This window comes from Alkalihalobacillus bogoriensis ATCC BAA-922 (assembly GCF_000621445.1).
GTDB lineage: Bacteria > Bacillota > Bacilli > Bacillales > Bacillaceae_F > Bacillus_AO > Bacillus_AO bogoriense.
On the sequence record NZ_JHYI01000036.1, the window covers coordinates 1 to 23,028 of the forward strand.

Annotated in this window: 17 protein-coding genes; 16 read left to right on the forward strand and 1 reads right to left on the reverse strand. The window is 37.1% G+C overall.

Annotation, left to right across the window (positions count from 1 at the left end):
• The 8 genes from T323_RS0113605 to T323_RS0113640 form a co-directional block, all read left to right on the forward strand.
• Window positions 1-223: IS200/IS605 family transposase (locus T323_RS0113605; protein ID WP_026673788.1), on the forward strand; the 223-nt coding region annotated here is incomplete at its 5' end.
• Window positions 224-644: 421 nt separating this feature from the next.
• A complete protein-coding gene (ganR, locus tag T323_RS0113610; RefSeq protein WP_026673789.1) occupies window positions 645-1,637 on the forward strand; it encodes a galactan degradation operon transcriptional regulator GanR in 993 nt (330 codons plus the stop codon).
• A gap of 203 nt (window positions 1,638-1,840) precedes the next feature.
• Window positions 1,841-3,127 carry a galactooligosaccharide ABC transporter substrate-binding protein GanS gene (gene ganS / locus T323_RS0113615; RefSeq protein ID WP_026673790.1) on the forward strand — a complete coding sequence of 429 codons (1,287 nt, stop codon included), beginning with the start codon at window positions 1,841-1,843 and terminating at the stop codon, window positions 3,125-3,127.
• Window positions 3,128-3,222: 95 nt separating this feature from the next.
• Window positions 3,223-4,479 carry a galactooligosaccharide ABC transporter permease GanP gene (gene ganP, locus T323_RS0113620; RefSeq protein ID WP_026673791.1) on the forward strand — a complete coding sequence of 419 codons (1,257 nt, stop codon included), beginning with the start codon at window positions 3,223-3,225 and terminating at the stop codon, window positions 4,477-4,479.
• Between the two features lie 3 nt (window positions 4,480-4,482).
• Window positions 4,483-5,334, forward strand: coding sequence for a galactooligosaccharide ABC transporter permease GanQ (gene ganQ / locus T323_RS0113625; RefSeq protein WP_026673792.1), 852 nt, complete (start codon window positions 4,483-4,485; stop codon window positions 5,332-5,334).
• A gap of 35 nt (window positions 5,335-5,369) precedes the next feature.
• Window positions 5,370-7,430, forward strand: a complete 2,061-nt coding sequence (ganA, locus tag T323_RS0113630; RefSeq protein ID WP_026673793.1) for a beta-galactosidase GanA — start codon at window positions 5,370-5,372, stop codon at window positions 7,428-7,430.
• Between the two features lie 89 nt (window positions 7,431-7,519).
• Window positions 7,520-10,342 (forward strand): glycosyl hydrolase 53 family protein, encoded by a 2,823-nt coding sequence (locus T323_RS26720; protein WP_084309279.1) that lies wholly within the window; start codon window positions 7,520-7,522, stop codon window positions 10,340-10,342.
• Window positions 10,343-10,681: 339 nt separating this feature from the next.
• Entirely contained in the window at window positions 10,682-11,737 is a 1,056-nt protein-coding gene (locus tag T323_RS0113640; RefSeq protein WP_026673794.1) for an LLM class flavin-dependent oxidoreductase, read from the forward strand.
• Window positions 11,738-11,782: 45 nt separating this feature from the next.
• On the opposite strand, the gene T323_RS0113645 is transcribed toward T323_RS0113640, so the two are convergent.
• Complete coding sequence (locus T323_RS0113645) at window positions 11,783-12,757, reverse strand: HD domain-containing protein (RefSeq protein WP_026673795.1); 975 nt, start codon at window positions 12,755-12,757, stop codon at window positions 11,783-11,785.
• A 224-nt stretch (window positions 12,758-12,981) separates the two neighbouring features.
• On the opposite strand from T323_RS0113645, the gene T323_RS0113650 reads away from it, so the two are divergent.
• The 8 genes from T323_RS0113650 to T323_RS0113685 all read left to right on the forward strand — a co-directional run bounded on the left by T323_RS0113650 (window position 12,982) and on the right by T323_RS0113685 (window position 22,985).
• Window positions 12,982-14,148 carry an ROK family protein gene (locus T323_RS0113650; protein WP_026673796.1) on the forward strand — a complete coding sequence of 389 codons (1,167 nt, stop codon included), beginning with the start codon at window positions 12,982-12,984 and terminating at the stop codon, window positions 14,146-14,148.
• 185 nt (window positions 14,149-14,333) lie between these two features.
• A complete protein-coding gene (locus tag T323_RS0113655) occupies window positions 14,334-14,960 on the forward strand; it encodes a chromate transporter (RefSeq protein ID WP_026673797.1) in 627 nt (208 codons plus the stop codon).
• Window positions 14,961-14,962: 2 nt separating this feature from the next.
• Complete coding sequence (locus T323_RS0113660; protein WP_026673798.1) at window positions 14,963-15,502, forward strand: chromate transporter; 540 nt, start codon at window positions 14,963-14,965, stop codon at window positions 15,500-15,502.
• Between the two features lie 126 nt (window positions 15,503-15,628).
• Window positions 15,629-17,233 (forward strand): ATP-binding protein, encoded by a 1,605-nt coding sequence (locus tag T323_RS0113665; RefSeq protein WP_026673799.1) that lies wholly within the window; start codon window positions 15,629-15,631, stop codon window positions 17,231-17,233.
• 302 nt (window positions 17,234-17,535) lie between these two features.
• On the forward strand, window positions 17,536-18,633 hold the full coding sequence (locus tag T323_RS28015) for an ATP-binding protein (RefSeq protein ID WP_169737903.1): 1,098 nt from the start codon (window positions 17,536-17,538) through the stop codon (window positions 18,631-18,633).
• A gap of 205 nt (window positions 18,634-18,838) precedes the next feature.
• Window positions 18,839-20,005 (forward strand): TraB/GumN family protein, encoded by a 1,167-nt coding sequence (locus tag T323_RS0113675; RefSeq protein WP_026673800.1) that lies wholly within the window; start codon window positions 18,839-18,841, stop codon window positions 20,003-20,005.
• A 256-nt stretch (window positions 20,006-20,261) separates the two neighbouring features.
• Complete coding sequence (locus tag T323_RS0113680) at window positions 20,262-21,443, forward strand: carboxylate--amine ligase (RefSeq protein ID WP_026673801.1); 1,182 nt, start codon at window positions 20,262-20,264, stop codon at window positions 21,441-21,443.
• 18 nt (window positions 21,444-21,461) lie between these two features.
• Entirely contained in the window at window positions 21,462-22,985 is a 1,524-nt protein-coding gene (locus T323_RS0113685) for a Mur ligase family protein (protein ID WP_026673802.1), read from the forward strand.
• Window positions 22,986-23,028: the final 43 nt, after the last annotated feature.

The following is a 23,028-nucleotide window of genomic DNA, read 5'->3' on the forward strand; positions in this document are numbered from 1 at the left end:
AATGATATTTGATAGGCATGCAAATCTAAAGTATCGATATGGGAACCGAAAATTCTGGTGCACAGGTTTCTATGTGGATACAGTAGGAAGAAATAAAAAGGTGATTGAAGAATATATAAGAAACCAAATACAAGATGATATAGTCGCGGAACAACTAAGCTTGTTAGAGTATGTGGATCCGTTCACAGGGGAAGAAATAAAGCGGAAAAAGAAAGTGAGATAGGCCTTTAAGGTCTGGCCAGTGAAAGTAGTACAATTGGCGAACCATTCAGTAGCCCTTTAGGGCTTGGTCAGTAACAAAGGCTTTCAGCCGCAGAACAAACCACCCGTTCACACGGGTGGTTTTGATTTCAGATACCTCCTCCATTATTTGGGTTAAAATTAGTGGCTCATCGTAAAGTAACGGAACCAATGTCCGTAAAGTTCTACCCTTAGTGTTACCATTCTATAGAAGACTTGATCAGCGTGACAGCAGTCTCAGATTCTCGTTAAAATGGCCTGTTTCTTCTCCTCTTTTCTTTCCGTAATTATTAAGTTATCGTAACAAAAATTTGCAGATACTTGACTTTTTTCGAAAATGAAGTAAAATTTAGTAAAATATTTTACTTAAAAAGTAGAGAAAAATGAGTGGAGGCTTTTTTAAAATGGCAACAATTAAAGATATTGCAGAAATAGCTGGTTATTCAATATCTACGGTTTCTCGAGTGTTAAATAATGACCAAAGTTTATCTGTTCCTGATGAAACGAGAGATAAAATATATGAAGTAGCGGAAAAACTAAATTACCGAAAGAAAACAGTAAGACCGATTGTGAAAAACATTGTATTTCTCTATTGGTTAACAGATAAAGAAGAGCTTGAAGATGTTTATTTTAAAACGATGAGATTAGAAATCGAAAAAATGGCGAGAAAATTTAATGTGGAGCTTACGACTTATAAAATTGGAGACGGCATTGATAGTATTCCTGATAATACAGAAGGGTTTATTGCTGTTGGTACATTTTCAGATAAAGAGCTCAAATATTTACGAGGAATCACGACAAACGGAGTTTTTATTGATTCAACCCCAGATCCAACCCATTATGACTCTGTAAGGCCGGATTTAGTCCAAATAACAAAAAACACGATCGACTTTTTAGTGGAAAAAGGCCATAAGAGTATAGGATTTATCGGGGGAACATATCATAATCCAAATACAGACAAAGATGAGATGGATTTGCGTGAACGAGAATTTCGAAAAATTATGGATGAAAAAGGATTGCTCAATGACCAATTTATTTTTTGCAGAAGAGGATTTTCAGTTGATAATGGCTATTATTTAATGTCTAATGCGATAGAAAAATTAGGGGATGCGTTACCGACAGCATTTTATATTGCAGCCGATCCGATTGCTGTTGGTTGTCTGCAAGCGTTAAATGAAAATGGGATTGCAATTCCTAATCGAGTTAGTGTCATCAGTATCAATAATATAAGTGTTGCAAAATATGTATCTCCTCCGTTAACAACATTTCATATCGACATGAGAGAAATGTGTAAAAATGCAGTTCAATTGTTGTTAGAACAAGTTATAGAAAAGAGAAAACTTGTAAAAACCTTATATTTAGGTTCTGACATGGTTACTCGTAAAAGCACAAAATAAACGCCTGTGCGGCGTTTTTTTTTTTGTGCGTAAAAATGAATATTAGGCAAAAATATGTCTAGTAAATTAATTTTGTAAACTTTTTTACTTGAATGAGTAAAAAAGTTGTTTACATGTTTTCTCCTAGGTGCTATATTAAATTTACTAAAGCGTTTACAGAAAAACGTTTTACTCTACTAACCAATTTGAAGGGGTGTCAAACAATGAAAAAGCATAAAAAATATGTTGGCATTTTAGGTGCAATTGCGTTAAGTTTGTCTCTAGCCGCTTGCGGACCTCAAGATAGTGGTTCTGAAGGCACTGAGCCGAAAGAAGCGCCAAAAAGCAACAACGAGTATGATTTACTTGTATGGGAAGATATTGAAAAAGCAGATGGTATTCGTGAGGCTATTGCAAAGTTTGAAGAAGAACATGATGTAACTGTTCGAATCGTGGAAAAACCATATGCACAACAAATTGAAGATTTACGTCTTGACGGACCAGCTGGAACAGGCCCAGATGTTTTAACAATGCCTGGTGATCAAATTGGAACAGCGGTAACAGAAGGATTATTAAAAGAGCTTTCTGTAGGGGAAGATGTTCAATCTATCTTTACAGAAGTCGCGATGGAATCACAAACAGTTAATGGTAGTGTTTACGGATTGCCTAAAGCTGTTGAAACGACAATGCTTTTCTATAACAAAGATTTAATTGCTGAGGAAGATGTACCAACTACATTAGAAGGATGGTATGAGCATTCAAAAGAAGTAACAGATGGAAGTCAGTTTGGATTTTTAGCTTTATTTGACCAAATTTACTATGCCAATAGCGTATTGAGTGGATATGGTGGATATATCTTTGGAAAAGATGCAGAAGGAAACTTTGACCCGAGCGATGTTGGTTTAAATAACGAAGGAGCAATTGAAGGAGCACAAGAAATTCAAAAGTTTTATAGTGAAAAGCTCTTCCCATCCGGAATTATCGGGGAGCAAGGAATTAATGTGCTAGAGTCATTGTTTACAGAAGGAAAGGCAACAGCTGTAATTTCTGGTCCATGGAATGTAGAGCCATTTGAAAGAGCAGGAGTTAATTACGGTGTTGTAAAACTACCTGAATTAGCAAACGGTGAAAACATGAGTTCGTTTGTTGGGGTAAAAAGTTATAATGTAAGTTCATATTCTAAAAACGCAGAGCTAGCTGAGCAATTAGTGATTTTCCTAACAAATGAAGAAAACTCAAGAACACGCTATGAAGTAACAAAAGAAGTACCAGCTGTACAAGCATTAGCAAATGACCCTGTTGTTGCTGAAAGTGAAGCAGCACAAGCAGTTGCAGAACAATCTCAATTTGCTGAATTAACGCCTAACATTCCTGAAATGAATGAAGTTTGGTCTCCGACTGATGCAGCTCTTCAAACAATTGCAACGGGTAAATCACAACCAGAAGAAGCATTAAACCAGGCTGTAACGATCATAGAAGGACAAATTGAAGCGAAGCATGGTGGGCGATAACGAATAAACAGTGGTGGTGCCAGCCGGAGTCGGTTTTGGCACCATTCATCTATAACGACACCATTCCATGTCGTTATCTTAAATGAGGTGAAAAGATGCAACATCGTAAATTGGCTTTAATATTATCGATTATTCCTGGAGGCGGCCAGTTTTATAATAAACAATGGGTAAAAGGGTCAGTGTTTCTTACTCTCGGTATCTCCTTTTTTGTCGTGTTTGGAGACCTTTTAAATATGGGATATTGGGGGCTAATGACTCTTGGAACAGAAGTCCCACGTGATAACTCTATTTTTCTATTAGCAGAAGGTATTATTGCCGTTATTGTGACAGTTTTTGGTCTTGGTTTCTACTATATAAACTTGCGTGATGCATATAAAAACGGAAAGATGCGTGATCAAAACTTAAGATTAAGTTCGTTAAAAGAGCAATACCATCATTTAATTGAACAAGGTTACCCCTATGTTATTAGTGGTCCTTCTTTATTCATTTTGATTTTTGCTGTTATTTTTCCAATATTATTTAGTTTTGCTCTCGCATTTACAAACTATGATTTATATCACTCACCACCTGCAAATTTAGCAGATTGGGTTGGGTTTCAAACATTTACTCAAATCTTTACCGTTGATATTTGGCGTTCAACTTTCTTTGATGTGTTAGGCTGGACCATTATTTGGACTCTTGTTGCGTCTACGCTCCAAGTTAGTCTTGGGATTTTCTTAGCTGTTTTAGTGAATCAAAAAGATCTTCGTTTTAAAAAGTTTTTTCGCACCGTATTAATTTTACCTTGGGCAGTGCCTGGGTTTGTTACGATTCTTGTGTTTGCAGGATTGTTTAATGATAGTTTCGGAGCGATTAATACGGATATTTTAGCGGCATTTGGCATCGATCCTATACCATGGATGACAGATGCAAACTGGTCAAGAGTGGCGTTAATTTTAATGCAAGGTTGGCTAGGGTTTCCATATATTTTTATCGTTACAACAGGTGTTCTTCAATCGATTCCAGATGATTTATATGAAGCAGCGACGATTGACGGAGCTTCTATCTTTTCGAAATTCCGTAATATTACGTTGCCATTAATTTTAATTGCAATGGCGCCTATTATTATTACTCAATATACGTTTAACTTTAATAACTTCAATATTATTTATCTATTTAATGGTGGTGGCCCTGCAATGCCAGGTTCAACTGCGGGAGGAACCGATATTCTTGTTTCGTGGATTTATAAATTAACACTGCAATCTAGTCAATATTCATTAGCCGCAGCGTTAACTATTTTACTATCAGTGTTTGTAATTACGATTGCATTATGGCAATTTAGACGAACAAATTCATTTAAAGAGGGGGCGTAAGAAATGCAAGGGAATATGAAAACACATAAGTTCTTACGACTGTTCACCTCCTATTCGATTTTGTTCTTTGTCGTTGTTATTATTGTGTATCCACTCCTCTGGACGATTGGAGCTAGTTTTAATCCTGGAAATAGCTTAGTGAGTACATCTATGATTCCGCAAAATCCAACGCTCGATCATTACCGAGAGCTGTTCGCGGGCAAAGAAAGTTTGCAGTATGGACAGTGGTACTTAAATTCCTTAAAAATAAGTTTGTTTACGATGGTTGGAACATTAATTAGTGTTTCGTTTACTGCTTATGCATTTTCACGTTTCCGATTTAAAGGAAGAAAAAATGCGTTAATGTTGTTTTTACTATTGCAAATGATTCCACAGTTTTCGGCATTAGTCGCTTTGTTTGTATTAGCGCAAATGCTAGGAATGGTAAACAGTCATTGGTTATTAATTTTGCTTTATATTGGTGGGCAAATTCCGATGAATACGTATTTAATGAAAGGATATATGGATTCGATTCCAATGGACTTAGATGAAAGTGCGAAAATTGATGGTGCAAGTAATACTCGGATTTTTTGGCAAATTCTTTTACCACTATCAAAACCTATGCTTGCAGTTGTTGCAATGAATGGATTTACGGGTCCACTTGGAGATTTTGTGCTATCCTCAACAATTTTACGAACTCCTGAGGCATATACGTTACCAATTGGGTTATACAATTTAGTAAATGATGTAATGGGAGCTAGCTATACGACATTTGCTGCCGGAGCAATCTTAATTAGTATTCCTATTGCGATTATCTTTTTAATGCTACAAAAATATTTCGTTTCAGGACTTACTGCGGGTGGAACAAAAGGATAAAAAAATGGGTAGTAAGGAAGGACAAGGAGAGAGCTATGGCTAAACATGAGAAATCTTATACGACAAAAGCAAAGTTTATGCTTCATGGAGGAGACTATAATCCTGACCAATGGTTAGACCGACCGGATATTTTAGCAGATGATATTCAACTCATGAAGTTATCACATACAAATACATTTTCAGTCGGAATCTTTGCATGGAGCGCACTTGAACCAGAAGAAGGCGTATATCAATTTGAGTGGTTAGATGAAATTATTGAAAATATTTATAGCATTGGCGGACGTGTCATTCTTGCGACACCAAGTGGAGCACGTCCTGCGTGGATGTCGCAAAAATACCCGGAAGTGTTGCGAGTAAATGCAGCAAGAGTAAAACAACACCATGGAGGAAGACATAACCATTGCTTTACATCAAAAGTATACCGTGAAAAAACTCAATCGATGAACCGCTTATTGGCAGAACGCTATGGCAATCACCCAGCTTTAATTTTATGGCATATTTCAAATGAGTATGGAGGAGATTGCCATTGTGATGCTTGTCAGGATGCATTCCGTGAGTGGTTAAAAAAGAAATATAAAAATCTAGACGCTCTAAACAAAGCATGGTGGGGTCCGTTTTGGAGCCATACGTATTCGGACTGGTCTCAAGTAGAATCACCGTCACCAATTGGTGAAAGTGCTGTTCATGGCTTAAATTTAGACTGGCGCCGATTTGTGACAGACCAAACGATCTCATTTTATGAAAATGAAATCGTTCCTTTACGTGAGCTCACACCTTCGATTCCGATAACAACAAACTTCATGGCAGATACACATGATTTAATTCCGTTTCAAGGGTTAGATTATAGTAAGTTTTCTAAGCATTTGGATGTGATTAGTTGGGATGCTTACCCAGCTTGGCATAATGATTGGGAGAGTACCGCGAATTTAGCGATGAAAGTTGGTTTTATCGATGACCTATATCGTAGCTTAAAGCAACAGCCATTTTTATTAATGGAGTCCACACCTAGTGCGGTGAACTGGCATAATGTCAACAAAGCAAAACGCCCAGGTATGCATTTGTTGTCTTCTATGCAAATGGTATCCCATGGGTCAGATAGTATTTTATACTTCCAATGGCGGAAATCAAGGGGTTCATCTGAGAAATTTCACGGGGCCGTTGTTGACCATGATAATAGTCCGAATAATCGCGTATTTCAAGAAGTTGCCCAAGTTGGTAAAACGCTTGAACAGCTTTCCGATATTGTTGGTACAAACCGAACATCGGATGTTGCGATTTTATATGATTGGGACAATAACTGGGCTTTAGATGATGCCCAAGGATTTGGATTAAAAACAAAACAATATCCACAAACATTGCAAGAGCATTATCGAACGTTTTGGGAAAATGATATTTCAGTTGATGTCATTACGAAGGAACAAGATTTCGCTCCGTATAAGCTATTAATTGTACCGATGCTTTATTTAGTAAGTGAAGAAACGATTGCGAGATTTAAAGCTTTTGTTGCTAACGGCGGGACAATCGTAATGACGTATATTAGTGGGTTAGTCAATGAATTTGATTTAACCTACATGGGGGGCTGGCCAAAAGATTTACAAGACATCTTTGGAATAAAGCCTTTAGAAACAGATACGTTTTACCCGAATGACCGAAATGCGGTCACTTATGATGGTAAGTCATACGAAGTGAAAGATTATGCGACAGTACTCGAAGTCGATTCAGCGAACGTGGTGGCAACGTATGAGCAAGACTTTTACGAAAGCACACCAGCAGTTACGAGTCACCAATATGAAAAGGGACATTCATATTATATTGGAGCACGCTTGTCAAAAGAGTTTCATCGCCAATTTTATGGAACACTCATTGAAAAGCTTGAACTAAAGCCGGCATTTTCGGTTCAACATGGCGAAGGTGTTTCGGTTCAAGTAAGGCAAGCACCAGATAAAGATTTTGTGTTTGTCATGAACTTTACCGAAGAAAGCCAAGTCGTATCATTTCCTTCTTCTGTAACAGACATTATCACAAAAGAGGAAATAGTAGGCGAAGTAACATTAAAGAAATATGAAGTGAAAATTGTAGAATCGGTGAGAAGCTAGGAAACCAACGGGGAGGGGCGAACTCTCCTCCCTATCTAACAACATTGATAACGCTTACATATAAAATACTTAGTAAAGGTGCGATGAAAATGGGGAAACGCGTTAAAAAATCAGTTGTTCAATTGGTTGCTTTTATGTTAGTCATTAGTTCAATTTTTATAGGGTATCAACCTTGTGTTGCTAATGCTAATGAAGATAACCTACTGAATAATGGTAGTTTTGAACAAAGTTTTTGGAGTGAAGAAGGGCACTGGTCAGTAGATACACCGAATTGGGATGGGTGGGATATAGACCATTTTGCCTACGCAGATAATGAATGGGTTGAACCTAGTGAAGGCGAGCATAGCTTGAAGTATTGGGTACAAGGTACGGCAACAGGAACACAGTCTTTTACTGTAAAACAAACGGTATCTTCTCTTCCGGCTGGAACGTATGAACTTTCGGTGAAATCAATGGGGGGAACTGGTGTGGAATCTGGAAAAGTACAACTTTTTGTTGGAGAACAAACCGCAGACCCTATAGCAACTACAGGATTTAATGATTGGGCGACAGTTCGTTATACGTTTGAGGTAGAAGAAGCGCAATCAAATATTAACGTTGGTGCTGTTGTGAGTGGTAATAGTGGTGCTTGGGGCTATGTGGATGATTTTCGTTTAGTAGTGTCTTCATCTGAGTCAGGACCAGCCCCAGTTGAAGCAGACATTTTCGTTGAGCGAGTAGATGGGATTAGCGAAGATTTTATTAAAGGTGTTGATATATCTAGTATTATTGCACTCGAAGACAGTGGTGTTACATTTTATAATGAAGCAGGCGTAGAACAAGATATTTTCACAACGTTTCGTGATGCGGGTGTAAACTATGTTCGTGTTCGGATTTGGAATGACCCGTATGATTCGAATGGTAATGGCTATGGTGGCGGAAACAATGATGTTGATAAAGCAATTGAAATTGGAAAGCGAGCAACAGCGAATGGAATGCAATTATTAGTAAACTTTCATTACTCTGATTTCTGGGCAGACCCAGCAAAACAGCAAGCACCAAAAGCATGGGAAAATATAAGCTTTGAACAGAAAAAGCAGGAAGTGTATGATTTTACAAAAACAAGTGTAGAAGCGATGCTTGCGGAAGGAATCGACATTGGCATGGTCCAAGTCGGGAATGAAACAAATGGTGCATTTATTGGTGAACGTGATTGGACAAAAATGAGCGAACTTTTTAATGAAGGAAGTAAAGCGATTCGAGATATTGATCCTTCTATTTTAATTGCCTTACACTTCACAAATCCTGAAACAAGTGGAAGATATTCATCCATTGCCCAAACATTACATCAAAACAATGTCGACTATGATGTCTTTGCCAGCTCATATTACCCGTTTTGGCATGGGACATTAGCAAATTTAACGTCTGTGTTAACACATGTTGCAGACACGTATGGTAAAAAAGTGATGGTCGTTGAAACATCGTACACGTATACAGACCGCGACGGTGATGGCCATGGGAATACAGCACCACAACGAACAGGACAAACATTAAATTACCCAATTACAGTGCAAGGTCAAGCTACAGCAGTTCGCGATGTATTCCAAGCCGTTGTTGATGTAGGGGAAGCAGGAATTGGAGTATTTTATTGGGAGCCTGCGTGGTTACCTGTAGGACCACCAGAAAATCTTGAACAAAACAAAGAAATTTGGGAAACGTATGGTTCCGGATGGGCAACAAGTTATGCAACTGAATACGACCCAGAAGATGCAGGTGAATGGTATGGTGGAAGTGCCGTCGATAACCAAGCTTTATTTGATTTTGATGGTCATCCACTAGCATCGATTAATATTTTTAACTATGTTGATACAGGTGCAGTTGCTCCACTTCAAATTGATGAAATAAAAGATGCGAGAGTTCAAATCATTTTAGGTTCTGACATATCGTTACCAAATACAGTAGATGTTGTTTACAATAATGGAACAACAGGTACCATTCCGGTAAGCTGGGACATGGAGGCTGTTGACCAAGCTTTAGCTCAAGGTATCGGCTCTTATGTCATTTCAGGAGTGGCTGAAGGAGAAAGAAGTGTGAGGTTATTCCTTGAAATCACACCGGAAAACCTTGTCGTAAATCCGAGCTTTGAAGATTCTGACCGAACGATGTGGGTTAGAACGCACCGGAATGAAACAAGTAATCATACTCAATTTTTAAATAATAGCTCTGATGCTAGGACAGGTAACTATTCTTTACATTTTTATTCAGCAAGTGCGGTAGATTTTCAAGTTGAACAAACAGTCACTGGTTTAGAACCGGGCTACTATAACTTGTCGATGTTTATTCAAGGTGGAGATGCACATCAGTCTGATATGTATTTATTTGCGAATACAAATGATGAAGAATATAAACAATCGACAAATGTTCGTGGATGGGTTCAGTGGGTAAATCCTACAATTGAAGAAATTCTTGTATTAGATGGTATGATTACAATTGGTGCAAGCATTCAAGCCAATGGTGGGGCATGGGGAACACTTGATGACTTTTACTTATACCAAGTAAGACCGTATGAAGATGATGCGGAAGGAGAAGGGCAAGTTCCTCCAGGTAATGGGCAACAACCAGAACCACCAGCAGGCGAGGGGGCTGATGACGATAATAACACCCCACCAAATAGTGGAGGGCAACAACCAGGAACAGATAATGGAGATGGCGATAATACACCTGGAACTGGGTCAGAAGATGATGAGGAACAAACGGAAGAAAGTGAAGATGTAATCGAAAACGATAAAGACAGCGAAACAGAAGTGTCCGATGGTGCGAAGTTACCGAAAACAGCAACAACAATGTTCAACTTCTTACTAGCAGGAATCATTTTGTTAGGAAGTGGAATCGCGTTTTACATTTATAAACGACGCCAGAAGGTGGAATTATAATAAAGCTGCTCCAAAAGGTCTTTACCTTTTGGGGCTTTCTTTTCTAGCGGACATCGTTCCGCTAATAGGTTAAAAAAGATCGAATGTAAAGTCGTATCGGACATCTGTTCCGTTAATGTCGCAAATTGAGAGAGAAACTCTTTAATAATTGTTAAGTAGTGGAATAGATGTCCGTTAAAAAAATAAATACAGGCAAAATCTAGTGTCATAACGGAACAGATGTCCGATAGCGAAAGCTTCCCTTGACTACACCGATAACATAAAAGCACAAAACTTGATATCCCGGACTGAAAAGGGGAAAATAACAAGGAAATGAAGTTTCGGCTTAGGAGGCTCGTTATGGAAATAGGTATTAGTACATTTGTAGAGACAACTCCTGATGTGAAAACAGGTGAAGTCAAAAGTCATGCTGAACGAATACGAGAGGTCGTTGAAGAAATTATCCTTGCTGACGAAGTCGGGTTAGATGTATTTGGTGTTGGTGAGCATCATCGCCAAGATTTTGCTGCGTCAAATCCTGCGGTTATTTTAGCAGCGGCGGCCCCACAAACGAAACAAATTCGGTTAACAAGTGCCGTTACCGTACTTTCTTCGGCTGATCCAGTTCGGGTATTTCAAGATTTTGCAACACTTGATGGGATTTCAAATGGACGAGCTGAGATTATGGCTGGGCGTGGTTCATTTATCGAATCGTTTCCGTTATTTGGGTATGACTTGAAAGATTATGATGAGTTATTTCATGAGAAATTAGAGCTTCTTTTAAAAATATGTGAATCAGAAAAAGTAACGTGGGAAGGGGAATTTCGCCCTGCGATTGAAAATCTCGGAATTTACCCACGTCCTGTTCAAGAGCCATTACCTGTCTGGATTGGGAGTGGTGGAAATACACAATCAGTAATCAGAGCCGGGATGCTAGGTTTACCGCTTGTGCTTGCTATTATTGGAGGAAGTCCAGTTCAATTTGCGCCACTCGTGAAATTATATGAACGAGCAGCTCTCCAAGCTGGACATGACCCAACGAAGCTTCCTGTCGCTTCACATTCCCATGGTTTTGTGGCCGAAACGACAGAAGAAGCGGCTGAGAAATATTTTGCACCAACACAGCAAGTGATGAATAAGCTCGGACAAGAGCGAGGATGGGGGTATTATGACCGGGCAAGTTATGATGCGGCACGAAGCTTTGATGGTGCACTGTATGTTGGAGATGCTCAAACAGTCGCTGACAAAATTATTCATTTACGAAAACAAGTAGGAATTACTCGCTTTATGCTCCACGTCCCTGTAGGCTCCATGCCGCATGATGATGTAATGAAATCAATTGAATTATTAGGAACAGAGGTTGCCCCTCGAGTTCGTGAAGAAGTTTCGAAATGGGAAATAGAAAAGGAAAGCTAAATGAAGAAGGTATCCGAGAATGCTCGGGTACCTTTTCGTTATTTTTTAAATGATGGTAAAGTAATATTGTCGTTGTAACGATCGAATGGATTCCAACAACTGATGTGACTCATGACAAAGGGAAGTGAGTGGAATCCCGTCTACTAACGGTGATTTATCATACACTTTTTTGACATCCACTGTTCTTGTATTTTCACCTGAGACTTGTTGTACTGATATTTTTTCAGGGTAAAACATAATAATAGAAAGGAAATCATGAATCAGTTGAACATGACTGCTTGCTAACAATTGTATGAGTTCTTGGTTTGTTAGCCCTTTGATGACAGAAAGTTCAACATGATGATGCATAGCATAAACTTTGATTGCTTCCGCTAATAAAACGTCTAGCGCTAACAATGTAGGATGAAGAAAGTGCGTATGGTCGAAATGGATCGCTTCCATTATCGTCTTGGCTGTATCGATATCTGCTTCAACATAATGGTGATGAAATGTAATTTTTCGTATGATTTCAGCAGGATGTTTCATTCGTTTTCCGAGCATATAAGAATCACGGAGGAAACTGTCTAAATGGTCAGCGCTTAAATTATATGTTTTATGTGAAAGCGGAGAATCCATATTTAAAATAGCAATAATTCGTAATGGGTCAAACCCATATGTTTGCAAAATAGAACCAATGGCTTCGTCTTTTATTAAGGACTCGGTTAAACCATGATGATTAAATCCTAATGTGCGTTCAACCGCATGTGAAAAAGGAAGATGTCCGATATCATGAAGAAGAGCAGCGAGCCGTAGTTCTTCTTCTTTTTGAAAGAAGGTAGAAATAATTGTCCATACACCAAGTGTATGCTCAAATCGACTATGCTTAGCTGAAGTCGTGAAAGAACCTGTTCCATAATGGGAAAGGAATTTCAGTCGTCGTACGACAGGGGATTGTAGCAGGTCACTTTCCCACGGATAAATCTCGAATGTCGTTTGGTAAAATGGGTCAGTAAATTGATTTTTGTTGGCTACGATGTACATAAATTTTCCTCCTTTACAACGGAAAGGACCGGCTTCATATCCTGTTAAAGATACGAAACCGGCCCATATTTGAGAGTGGCATGCAACCACGGTTTATCAGCCCGTAAAATATATGTAAAATTATACATATAAATTAGTATCTGTCAATCAATATAATCGATACTTTGCTATTTTAGTGGAAATCGCTATACTAGAGCTATTATCGAAGTGTAGTAGGTGATGAAATGTTAAAAGGATTTTTGGAAGACGATTCTATAAAAAATCAAATGTCAAAAAAAATATATCATCTCATTCATCAGCGGGGACCGATCACTAAAAATGACTTACTTCATTTAACGAAAACAAAACAAACAACGTTAAATCGTTTTATGGATGACTTGGTACATTCGAATGTCATTGTAGAATGTGGATATGGGGAATCAAGTGGAGGGCGGCCACCTGTATTATATAAAGTGAATGAAAAAGCAGCTTATATTATCGGAATTGATATTTCAAGAATTCAAACAAAGCTCGTATTAGTTAATCTTGCATATCATACAATTGAACAAACTTCTTTTGCAATGACAGAAAAGGAGACCCCTTCGATTGTTTTTGCAAAAATGAATCAGATTATTACCAAGTGGATTAGTGAGTATAATATAGCTTGGAACCAATTACTAGGCATAGGTGTTGGAACTGTAGGTCCCGTACAGCGAGAAGAAGGGGTTATCGTAAAGCCTGAAGCGTTTCTAGCTCCAAGATGGGAAAATGTACATGTCGCTCGACAATTACGTGAGTATTTCCCAGTAAAAATCATCGTCGATAATGGTGCGAACTCTGCTGTTGTCGCGGAGTATAGTCAATATCCATCTTATGAAAATATATTATATGTCATTGGTGGCTATGGGATTCGTTGTGGTGTGATTTGTAATGGTCAACTTCTACATTCAAAACTAGGAGATTCAAGTGCGTATGGTCATATTATTGTCCATGCTGGAGATACACCAACGACTAAAGGCAAAAAAGGCTCGCTTTCTCACTTTGCAACGTTTGGGGCTATGGTCAAAGAGTGGAAACAGACAATAAATGAAGAAAGGGACGTTACATTCTCGGATTTACTCTATGAGTTGAAACGGGGTAACCCGTCCGTCATCAAAATTGTCGAAAAGGCAGCTTATTACTATGGCATTGGGATAGCAAATATGGTGAATGTGCTTCATCCGGAATTAGTTGTATTACATGGTCACCTAATTTCAGAGTCAAATTGGTATTATCAAGAGGTTGTGAAACAAGCAAAATCTCATTTGTATATTGAAGATAAAAGTTTAATAACATTTAGTAAGGGGACGTTTGGGGCAGATGCGATTGCGATTGGAGCAGCAATCCAAGTGTTTCAGTCTTATTTTGGGTAAAATTTCTTTACAGACGATTCATAAAAAAAATAAAGATTTATAGTTTTTTTACCACTTTAAACCCTTTTGGGTAAAAGTATAAGTGTGGTAAACTAATAATAACTACATCTCTTTTTTTTACAAACTTTTTTCCGATTTGGTTAAAAGGTGAGAGGGAAAGGAAATGAGCAGAAAGAAGGGGTAATATGAAATCGGCGAAAAGCAGAATATTATGGCAGCTGTTCTGGTCATTTTTTAAAATAGGCCCTATTACGTTTGGTGGAGGCTATGCGGTCATTCCTGTGATAGAGCGGGAGCTAGTTGATAAACAAAAATGGGTCAAGAAGTCTGAAATGGATGATGTCATTGCTGTCGCAAGTTCACTTCCAGGAGCCATTGCGATTAACTCAGCAACCTTTATCGGATATCGACTGGCTGGCATTCGTGGTGCCGTTGCAGCATTACTAGGAATCTTTTTACCTACTTTTTTAATTGTTATTGGGATAAGTATCGCTTTTTACCATGTTCAAGACCATCCTAAGGTAGAAGCAGCGTTCCAAGCGATTCGGATTACGGTCATCGCACTTATCGTTTATGCAGCGTATTCAATCGGGAAAAAAGCGATATTTGATAAAACAACGTTATCAATCGTATCCGCATCGTTATTTTGCTTGCTTTTCTTACACATACATCCAGCTTTGTTAATTATAATTGGGATTTTCTTAGGCATTTTTATTATTCAGTGGAAAGAAAAATTAGGCTATCTTCAAAAAACTGAGGAAACTAACCGAGAAGAAAGAAAATATGAGTGGTTTATGGGAGAAGGGATTTAAGCATGGTTTTACTTGAATTGTTTTTTGCCTTTTTTGTTATTGGCATCGTTTCTTTTGGTGGAGGCTATGCGATGATCCCCATCATTGAGTTAGAAGTTATGAAACAAGGGTGGATGACATCACAGCAATTCACCGATATTATTGGATTAGCCGGGATGTCACCGGGGCCTATTGCAACGAATAGTGCCATTTTTGTAGGACACCATGTTGCAGGTATTCCTGGTGCTATTGCAGCAGGGTTTGGAATGGTGTTGCCGTCGTTTTTATTTGTCATTTTGATTTCAATCTTTTTTTATAAAATGAATGATAATAAGCATGTTAAATCAGCTTTTTATGGTTTGCGGCCGATAATTACGGCCCTCATTGTGTATGCCGCGATTCGATTTGCGATTGTAAATGATGTTATTTCCCCTCTTTCATGGAATACAGTCTCTGTTTTCTTTATTTTCTTTTTCTCTTTATTCGCGCTAACAAAGTGGAAGTTGCATCCAGTTTTTGTTATCCTTTTATCAGGTTTAGTTGGTATCGCGATATTTTCATAATTTTTTGGAATGATAATGGTTTTTAATTAGATAAATGAAGGAGATATGTTATATACTATGATGTAGTATTTTACATTCTCTTTTTTTGTTTGTAGGAAAAGGAATGTATAAAATGAGGGGTTTATGATGGTAGATAGTATTGACAATTATATAAAAGTCTCTCACCAAAGATGCTTGAATGAGTTCAACATGACTCCTAAAGATAGGTTAATTCCAAAAGTTTGTATTACGAAAAATAAAATTAAGGAAATCAAGGATAATTTAGGTAATGTCATTTCAGTAGCAAGAAAATTTATGACAAAGCTTATTTCTGACTTAGAACATACACCTGTGTTAATTGTCATTTCAAATAATGAAGGCATTATTTTAGAATTGTACGGAGATGAATCGATAAAAGGTCAAATTGAGTCTTTAGGATTATCGATAGGGATTCAGTTTACCGAAGAAGAGCTTGGAACGAACAGTGTATCATTAGCACTTCATTTAGATCAGCCGATTCAAATGATTGGAAAAGATCACTTTCATGAGAGCTTACATGAAAGTGCGTGTTTCTCTGTTCCTTTTACAAATGGGGGGGAAGTAGAGGGTACAATTTCTGTCATGATGGCAGCACAAAATGCAAGTTCATTTCATCTAGGATTATTAAAATCAGCTGTTGATTCCATTGAAAGAGAAGTAAAAGTAAATAAGCAAAACAAAGAACTATTAATTCTCAATCAAGTTATCGTGGAAAATAGTCGAAATGGAATTATCATTACGAATGAAGATGGGTTAGTTATTGAATTAAACCCTTATGCTGAACAAATATTAGGATGTAATAAATATGATGTGATGCATCAATCGGTCAAAACGATTGACTCTATTGGACATTATATGAAAGATGTAATAGAAGGAAAAATGAAGTACGAGGATGTTGAGATTAAAGTTGCTGACAAAATCCTACTTTTCGATTCGTATCCAATTTATGATGACCGCCATGAAATCATTGGTGCATTCGGACAGCTTCGTAATATAACGGAACGGCTATTATTAGAAAAACAACTCATGGCGAGTGAAAAATTATCAGATATCGGAAAGATTAGTGCGGGGTTAGCGCATGAAATTCGTAATCCATTAACGTCGATTATCGGATTAATGCAGTTGTTTAAAGCCTATCTTAAACCTGAAGATAAAAAGCTTGAAGACTATTTCCGTATTATCTTTAGTGAACTAGAACGGATTAAAAGTTTAGTTCAGCAGTTTGTATTAATGGCTAAGCCGAATCAAAGGGAAATAACAAAGTCTTATACCCAGATTCAAGAACTTATGCAAGATACGATTACCTTAATGGAAAGTCAGCTTTCAAGTAAAAACATTCAGCTTTCCTTTGATTGCACATATAACGACAAGACTTACGTCGATAAAGATAAACTAAAGCAAGTGTTTATCAATATATTGCAAAACAGTTTAGATGCAACAGGAGAAGATGGAAAGGTCTATATTTCGGTACGTTTAAGTGAAGATAACCAATTTATTGAAATTAAAATCGAAGACAATGGCATTGGGATGGATGAAGAAACCGTGAAAAAATTGGCGACCCCGTTTTTCTCAACAAAAGAAAATGGCTTAGGGCTTGGAATGGCAATGAGTTATAATATTATTGAACTGCATAAAGGAAAAGTCTTTGTTCACAGCGAGAAAGGAAAAGGAACGACCTTTACAATATGGTTACCAACGAACGGTTCGCACTAACGGACATTTGTTCCTCTAATATCGTAAACATCTCTGTTTTTCAAACACTATCGGACACTGGTTCCGTTAAATTAATAGAAATAGTAGAATTTCATAGTTGTTTCTGGTGAGTAGCGGAATAGATGTCCGAAAGAAATGGAAAAAAGCCCATGTAGAGCAAAATAGCGGAATAAATGTCCGTTTGGAAACAGCAACTACTCCCAAGTTGCTGTTTATTCACTTAAAGTAAAAATCCATTTCGACAGATAAGGAAAATTCAGGTATAATTGATGAAAAAGGACAAATTTATGTGTGATAAAAACTTGGGAATTCAAAATGATATACAAAATGAATTAGAAAAAGCCAATCATATTAACCAACTCATTTTAGACTCTGTAGCTGAAGGAATTTATGGGATTGATCTGCAAGCGAATGTTGTTTTTTGGAATAAAGCGGCTGAAAATTTGACGGGTTACTTGATTACGGACTTTGCTTATAGTAATTTACACGACTTAATTCATCATACAAATAAAGATGGTCAACATGTTCCGTTGACTGACTGTCCTGTTTTTCATGCATTAACAAATGGGGAGAGCATGTTTATTGAAGATGATATTTTTTGGCATAAAAACGGTACGTCCTTTCCCGTTGAATATACAGTAAAACCAATGCTTGAAAAAGGAAAACATGTAGGAACGGTCATCACATTTCGAGACGTGACTGAAAGAAAGAAGACCGAGCAGCTGTTGCAAGAGTGGGAACAGTTAGCGTTTCTTGCCCAAATGTCTGCAGGAATCGCACATGAAATTCGAAATCCTCTTACGTCGTTAAAAGGGTTCATGCAACTAATCAAATCAAACAAGCAATGGAATGAACATTACTTTGATATTATGGATATGGAATTTAACCGAATTGAATCGATTATTAAAGAACTGTTAACGTTTTCGAAACCGCAACTTTCTGATTATAAAGAAGTGAATATAAAAGAATTACTAGACCAAGTGATTGTTCTCATGCAGCCACAGGCCATTATGAAAAATATTACGATAGAATCTTTATACGAAAGTCCTTTTTATCGGATGGAATGTATTGAACATCAAGTAAAACAAGTGTTCATTAATATAGTAAAAAATGCGATAGAAGCGATGCATAAAAGTGGGAAAATTACAATTGGTTTGAGGAAAGACCAAGAAGAGTATGAAATAACGGTAACGGATGAAGGTCCTGGAATGACTCAAGAAACAATCGATAGGCTAGGCGAACCTTTTTTTACAACGAAAAAAGAAGGAACAGGACTAGGTTTGATGGTTACGAATAATATTATTAAAAACCAGCATCAAGGTTCACTCCAAATTAAAAGTGAGGTAAACAAAGGTACTCAGTTTATTATACGATTTCCCGAAAAGGCTTGTCTTAGATAGACGAGCTTTTTTAACGTCAGTCACTCAACGCTCCTCCTATAGAAAAAAGAAATCCATACATTTTCATAAAATAACAGAAAAAATGAATATAAAAAAACATGAAAAAATAGTACGATATACTAGTATAGATAGAGGTTGAATCATTAACTATAATATACATATTACAAAATGTTGGCGAATCGAGATTAGAGAAGGAAGGTATATGATGTCTGAGGAGAATATTACGCGAATACAGCTCGGAGATAAAGAAATTATTCTTATCGGGACTGCTCACGTTTCGAAAAAAAGTGCGGAGCAAGTAAAAGAAGTAATCGAGTTCGAAAAGCCTGATTCTGTTTGTGTAGAATTAGATGAACAACGATTCCAATCGATTAAGGATAAAAATAAGTGGAAAGAGATGGATATTTTTAAAGTGGTGAAAGAAAAAAAAGCCACATTGTTGCTTATGAATTTGTTTATCTCTTCTTTTCAAAAAAGGTTAGCGAAACAGTTTGGCATTAAACCTGGACAAGAAATGATTCAAGGAATTGAATCAGCAAAAGAGATAGGTGCTTCGCTCGTATTAGCAGATAGAAATATTCAAGTGACCTTTTCAAGAATATGGGGGGGCATGGGGTTTGTAGGAAAGTCAAAATTGTTACTAGGCATATTCTCAGGGATATTTAGCAACGAGACGATTTCTGAAGAAGAACTAGAAAAAATGAAGTCACAAGACATGCTTAACTCGATGTTAGATGAGTTTACAGAATCATTTCCTCAATTAAAAACACCACTTATTGATGAGCGAGATCAATATTTAGCTCAAAAAATTAAAGATGCACCAGGAAAAAAAGTCGTTGCAGTACTAGGTGCTGCGCATGTCCCTGGAATTAAAGAAGAAATTAAAAAAGACCATGATTTACAAGCGTTAACAAAAATACCACCAAAATCAAAGATTCCCAAAATGATAGGGTGGGCGATACCGATTCTAATCCTTGCGATTATCGGTTATACCTTTTATGCGAACCCAGCAGCAGGACTGCAACAGACGATTAGCTGGATCTTATGGAATGGTTCGTTTGCAGCAATTGGAGCTGCCCTTGCATTTGGACACCCACTTTCGATAGTAACGGCTTTTGTTGCGGCACCTATTAGTTCATTAAATCCACTAATGGCGGCTGGTTGGTTTGCTGGTATCGTACAAACTTATTTTAAACGGCCAAGTGTGGGAGATTTTGAAAGCCTATCTGAAGATGTATTTACTGTAAAAGGCTTTTGGGGTAATAAAGTAACTAGAATTTTATTGATTGTTGTTTTAACGAATTTAGGAAGCACATTAGGAACGGTTATTGGTGGCGCCGATGTCATTCGTGTATTTTTAGAAAATATATAACAAATAATGAATAAAAATGCAGTTGTTATAAAAGAAATGTTCGAAAAATACGATCAGAATATACCAAGTAGATAGACAAGGAAATGAGCGAAATTTGCATGTATAGTTTATATTTGGCAATGATACATAATAAACCATAGTATGCCTTTGATATCTAGACAAAAACGACCATTTAGTATTGCAAATTTGCTCACTTCTATGTCAATATGTATATATCGGTGCATACCGAGGGTCAAGTTATATAAGAGGTGAAAGCATGGGTAATAAAGCAGTAATATTAGGAAGTAACTATTATATAGGATTAAGCACAATTCGTTGTTTGGGGGTTCACGGCATTCATACAGTGGCTGTTGATTATTCTGAACAAGAAAGGTATGGTGCGGAATCTAAATACTGCTCTGAGAAGCTTTTATCTCCTCATTATAAAGAGGACCCGGAAGGCTTTATTCAGTTTTTAAAGGAATATGCAAAAAAACAAAATCTTAAACCTGTTCTCATTCCATGTCATGACTCATATGTCGAAGTTATTGATGCTCATTTGGAAGAAATGAAAGAATATTATTATATTCCTCAAACAGAACAAGGATTATATACGAAAGTCATGAATAAAGAAAGATTGCATCAGCTAGCGATGGAAAAAGGACTTGCTGTACCTGAAACAGTTCGGTTACACGAAGATAATTTTATTGAAAAAGTAGAAACGACATTAAAGTACCCTTGTATTGTGAAACCAACCGATTCGCCTTCTTTTGTAGCTAAATTTAGAAAAAAACTTTTTAAAGTTCATAATCGAGAAGAGCTAGAAGAAGCCATTCAAAAAGCAAAAGATGCGAATTTGGAAGTCATTGTTCAACGGATCATTCCGGGATTTGACGACCATATGCATACGTTTGATGCATATTTAAATCAAGACGGAAAAGTGACACATTGGACAACTTGTCAGAAATATCGCCAGTATCCTATTAATTTCGGTGCTTCAGTGTACACAGGACAAAAGCATATACCTGAATTATATGAAATCGGGGCTTCTTTTCTAGAAGCGATCGGCTTTAAAGGGTTTGCTGAAATTGAATTTAAGAAAGACGCTGAAACAGGTCAGTTTTATTTAATCGAAATTAATGCTAGAATTACGAACTTTAATCATTTATTATATAAGATTGGGATGAATGTTCCATATATTACCTATATGGAATTAACAGGTTCACCCCTCCCTCCAAAAGCTATCGATTATAATACGAATCGCGTCTTTTGGTATGCGTTTGAAGATTTACTTGCCATAAGAGATTATGTGAAAACAGGACAGCTTACAATTGGACAAGTATTCACATCGTTTTTTAAACGGAAGGTTTATGCAATTTGGGATTGGAGAGACCCACAACCAGCCTTCTCTTTTACGAAGAATTTAGTCGGGAAAATTATCGGAAGACGAAAAAAATAGTAGAAAGGGGCGTATCTGATGGTTTCATTACAACAATTGTTACATGCAACAGCCGTACAAGAGGCAAAACAAGAACAAGACATTGACATTACAGGAATCTCCTATCACTCAAAAAAAGTGGAAAAAGGTCAGCTTTTTGTATGTATACGAGGATATAAAACAGATGGACATAAATTTTTACCGAATGCAGTAAGCAATGGTGCGGTGGCTGCCATTGTGGAAGAATTTCAAGATGATGTGGAAATTCCACAATTTTTAGTAAAAAATAGTAGGATTGCGTTAGCTCAATTAGGCGCTGCGTTTTATGGAAATCCATCTGGAAAAATGAAAATGATCGGTATAACCGCAACAAATGGGAAAACAACAACGACGTATATGACAAATGCCATGTTAGAAAACCATGGTTATAAAACAGGGTTAATTGGTACGGTTTCGATAAAGATTGACGATACATCAATTCCTTCAGAATTAACAACACCTGAATCTCTTGATTTACAGTTTTATTTAAAACAAATGCATGACAAAGCTGTTAGCCATGTAAGTATGGAAGTATCTTCTGCTGCATTAGAAACCTATCGTGTTGAAAAAGTGGACTATGATATAGTCGCCTTCAATAACATTAGCCGCGAACACATTGATTCCCATGGAACATTTGAAAAATACTTTGAAGCAAAATCAAGTTTAATTACAGAAGCTAATGAAAAAAGTGTAGCTATTTTGAATTTAGATTGTCCATATTCAGCGTCGCTAGCCGATAAAACAAAGGCATCTGTTATTACATTTGGTCTTGAACAGTCAACAGGCCATATTCATTGTAAAAATTTAGATTTAACGACAGGACGAGCAAAATTTACTTATGAGATTAAGAAACCTTTTTCTTATGATCATCAAGAGTTTTCTCCTGGTGAGTTTACCGTTGAACTTTCGGTACCTGGGCTACATTCTGTTTATAATTCAATGGTGGCGATTACCGTTGCTCTTCTATCTGGAGTATCCATCCAAACGATTCAAGAAACAATGAAGGCATTTGGTGGAGTAGAAAGACGCTTTGAGTTTGTGTACGAAAAAGATTTTAAAATTATTGATGACCATTTCGCCAATCCAGGAAATATCAATGTGACATTACAAACGTTAAAATATATGGATTTTGATCAATTGCATCTCGTATATGCCATTCGTGGAGAACGAGGACCTACAGTGAACAAAGAGAATGCAGAAGCGATTGTCGAATGGGCAAAAAAATTAAACTTAGAAGAAATCATTGCTACTAAAAGTGTGTCTCATGTAACGGATAAAGATAAAGTGACAGATGAGGAAGTTAATGTGTTTATGGATGTTATGTTTCAGGCAAACATCAAAGTAACTTTACTTGAAGAGCTACCAGATGCTACGGCTTATGCCCTTACAAAAGCAGGGCAAGGAGATTTAGTTCTGTTAGCTGGATGTCAAGGTATGGATCATGGTGCGGAAATTATGTTGCACCAAATTAATAAACAAAATCCTGAAGATCCGCAATCCACTTCTCTCTCTTTTACAACATAACAAAAAGCGTTAACAATAAATGATGATTGATTCATAATGAAAG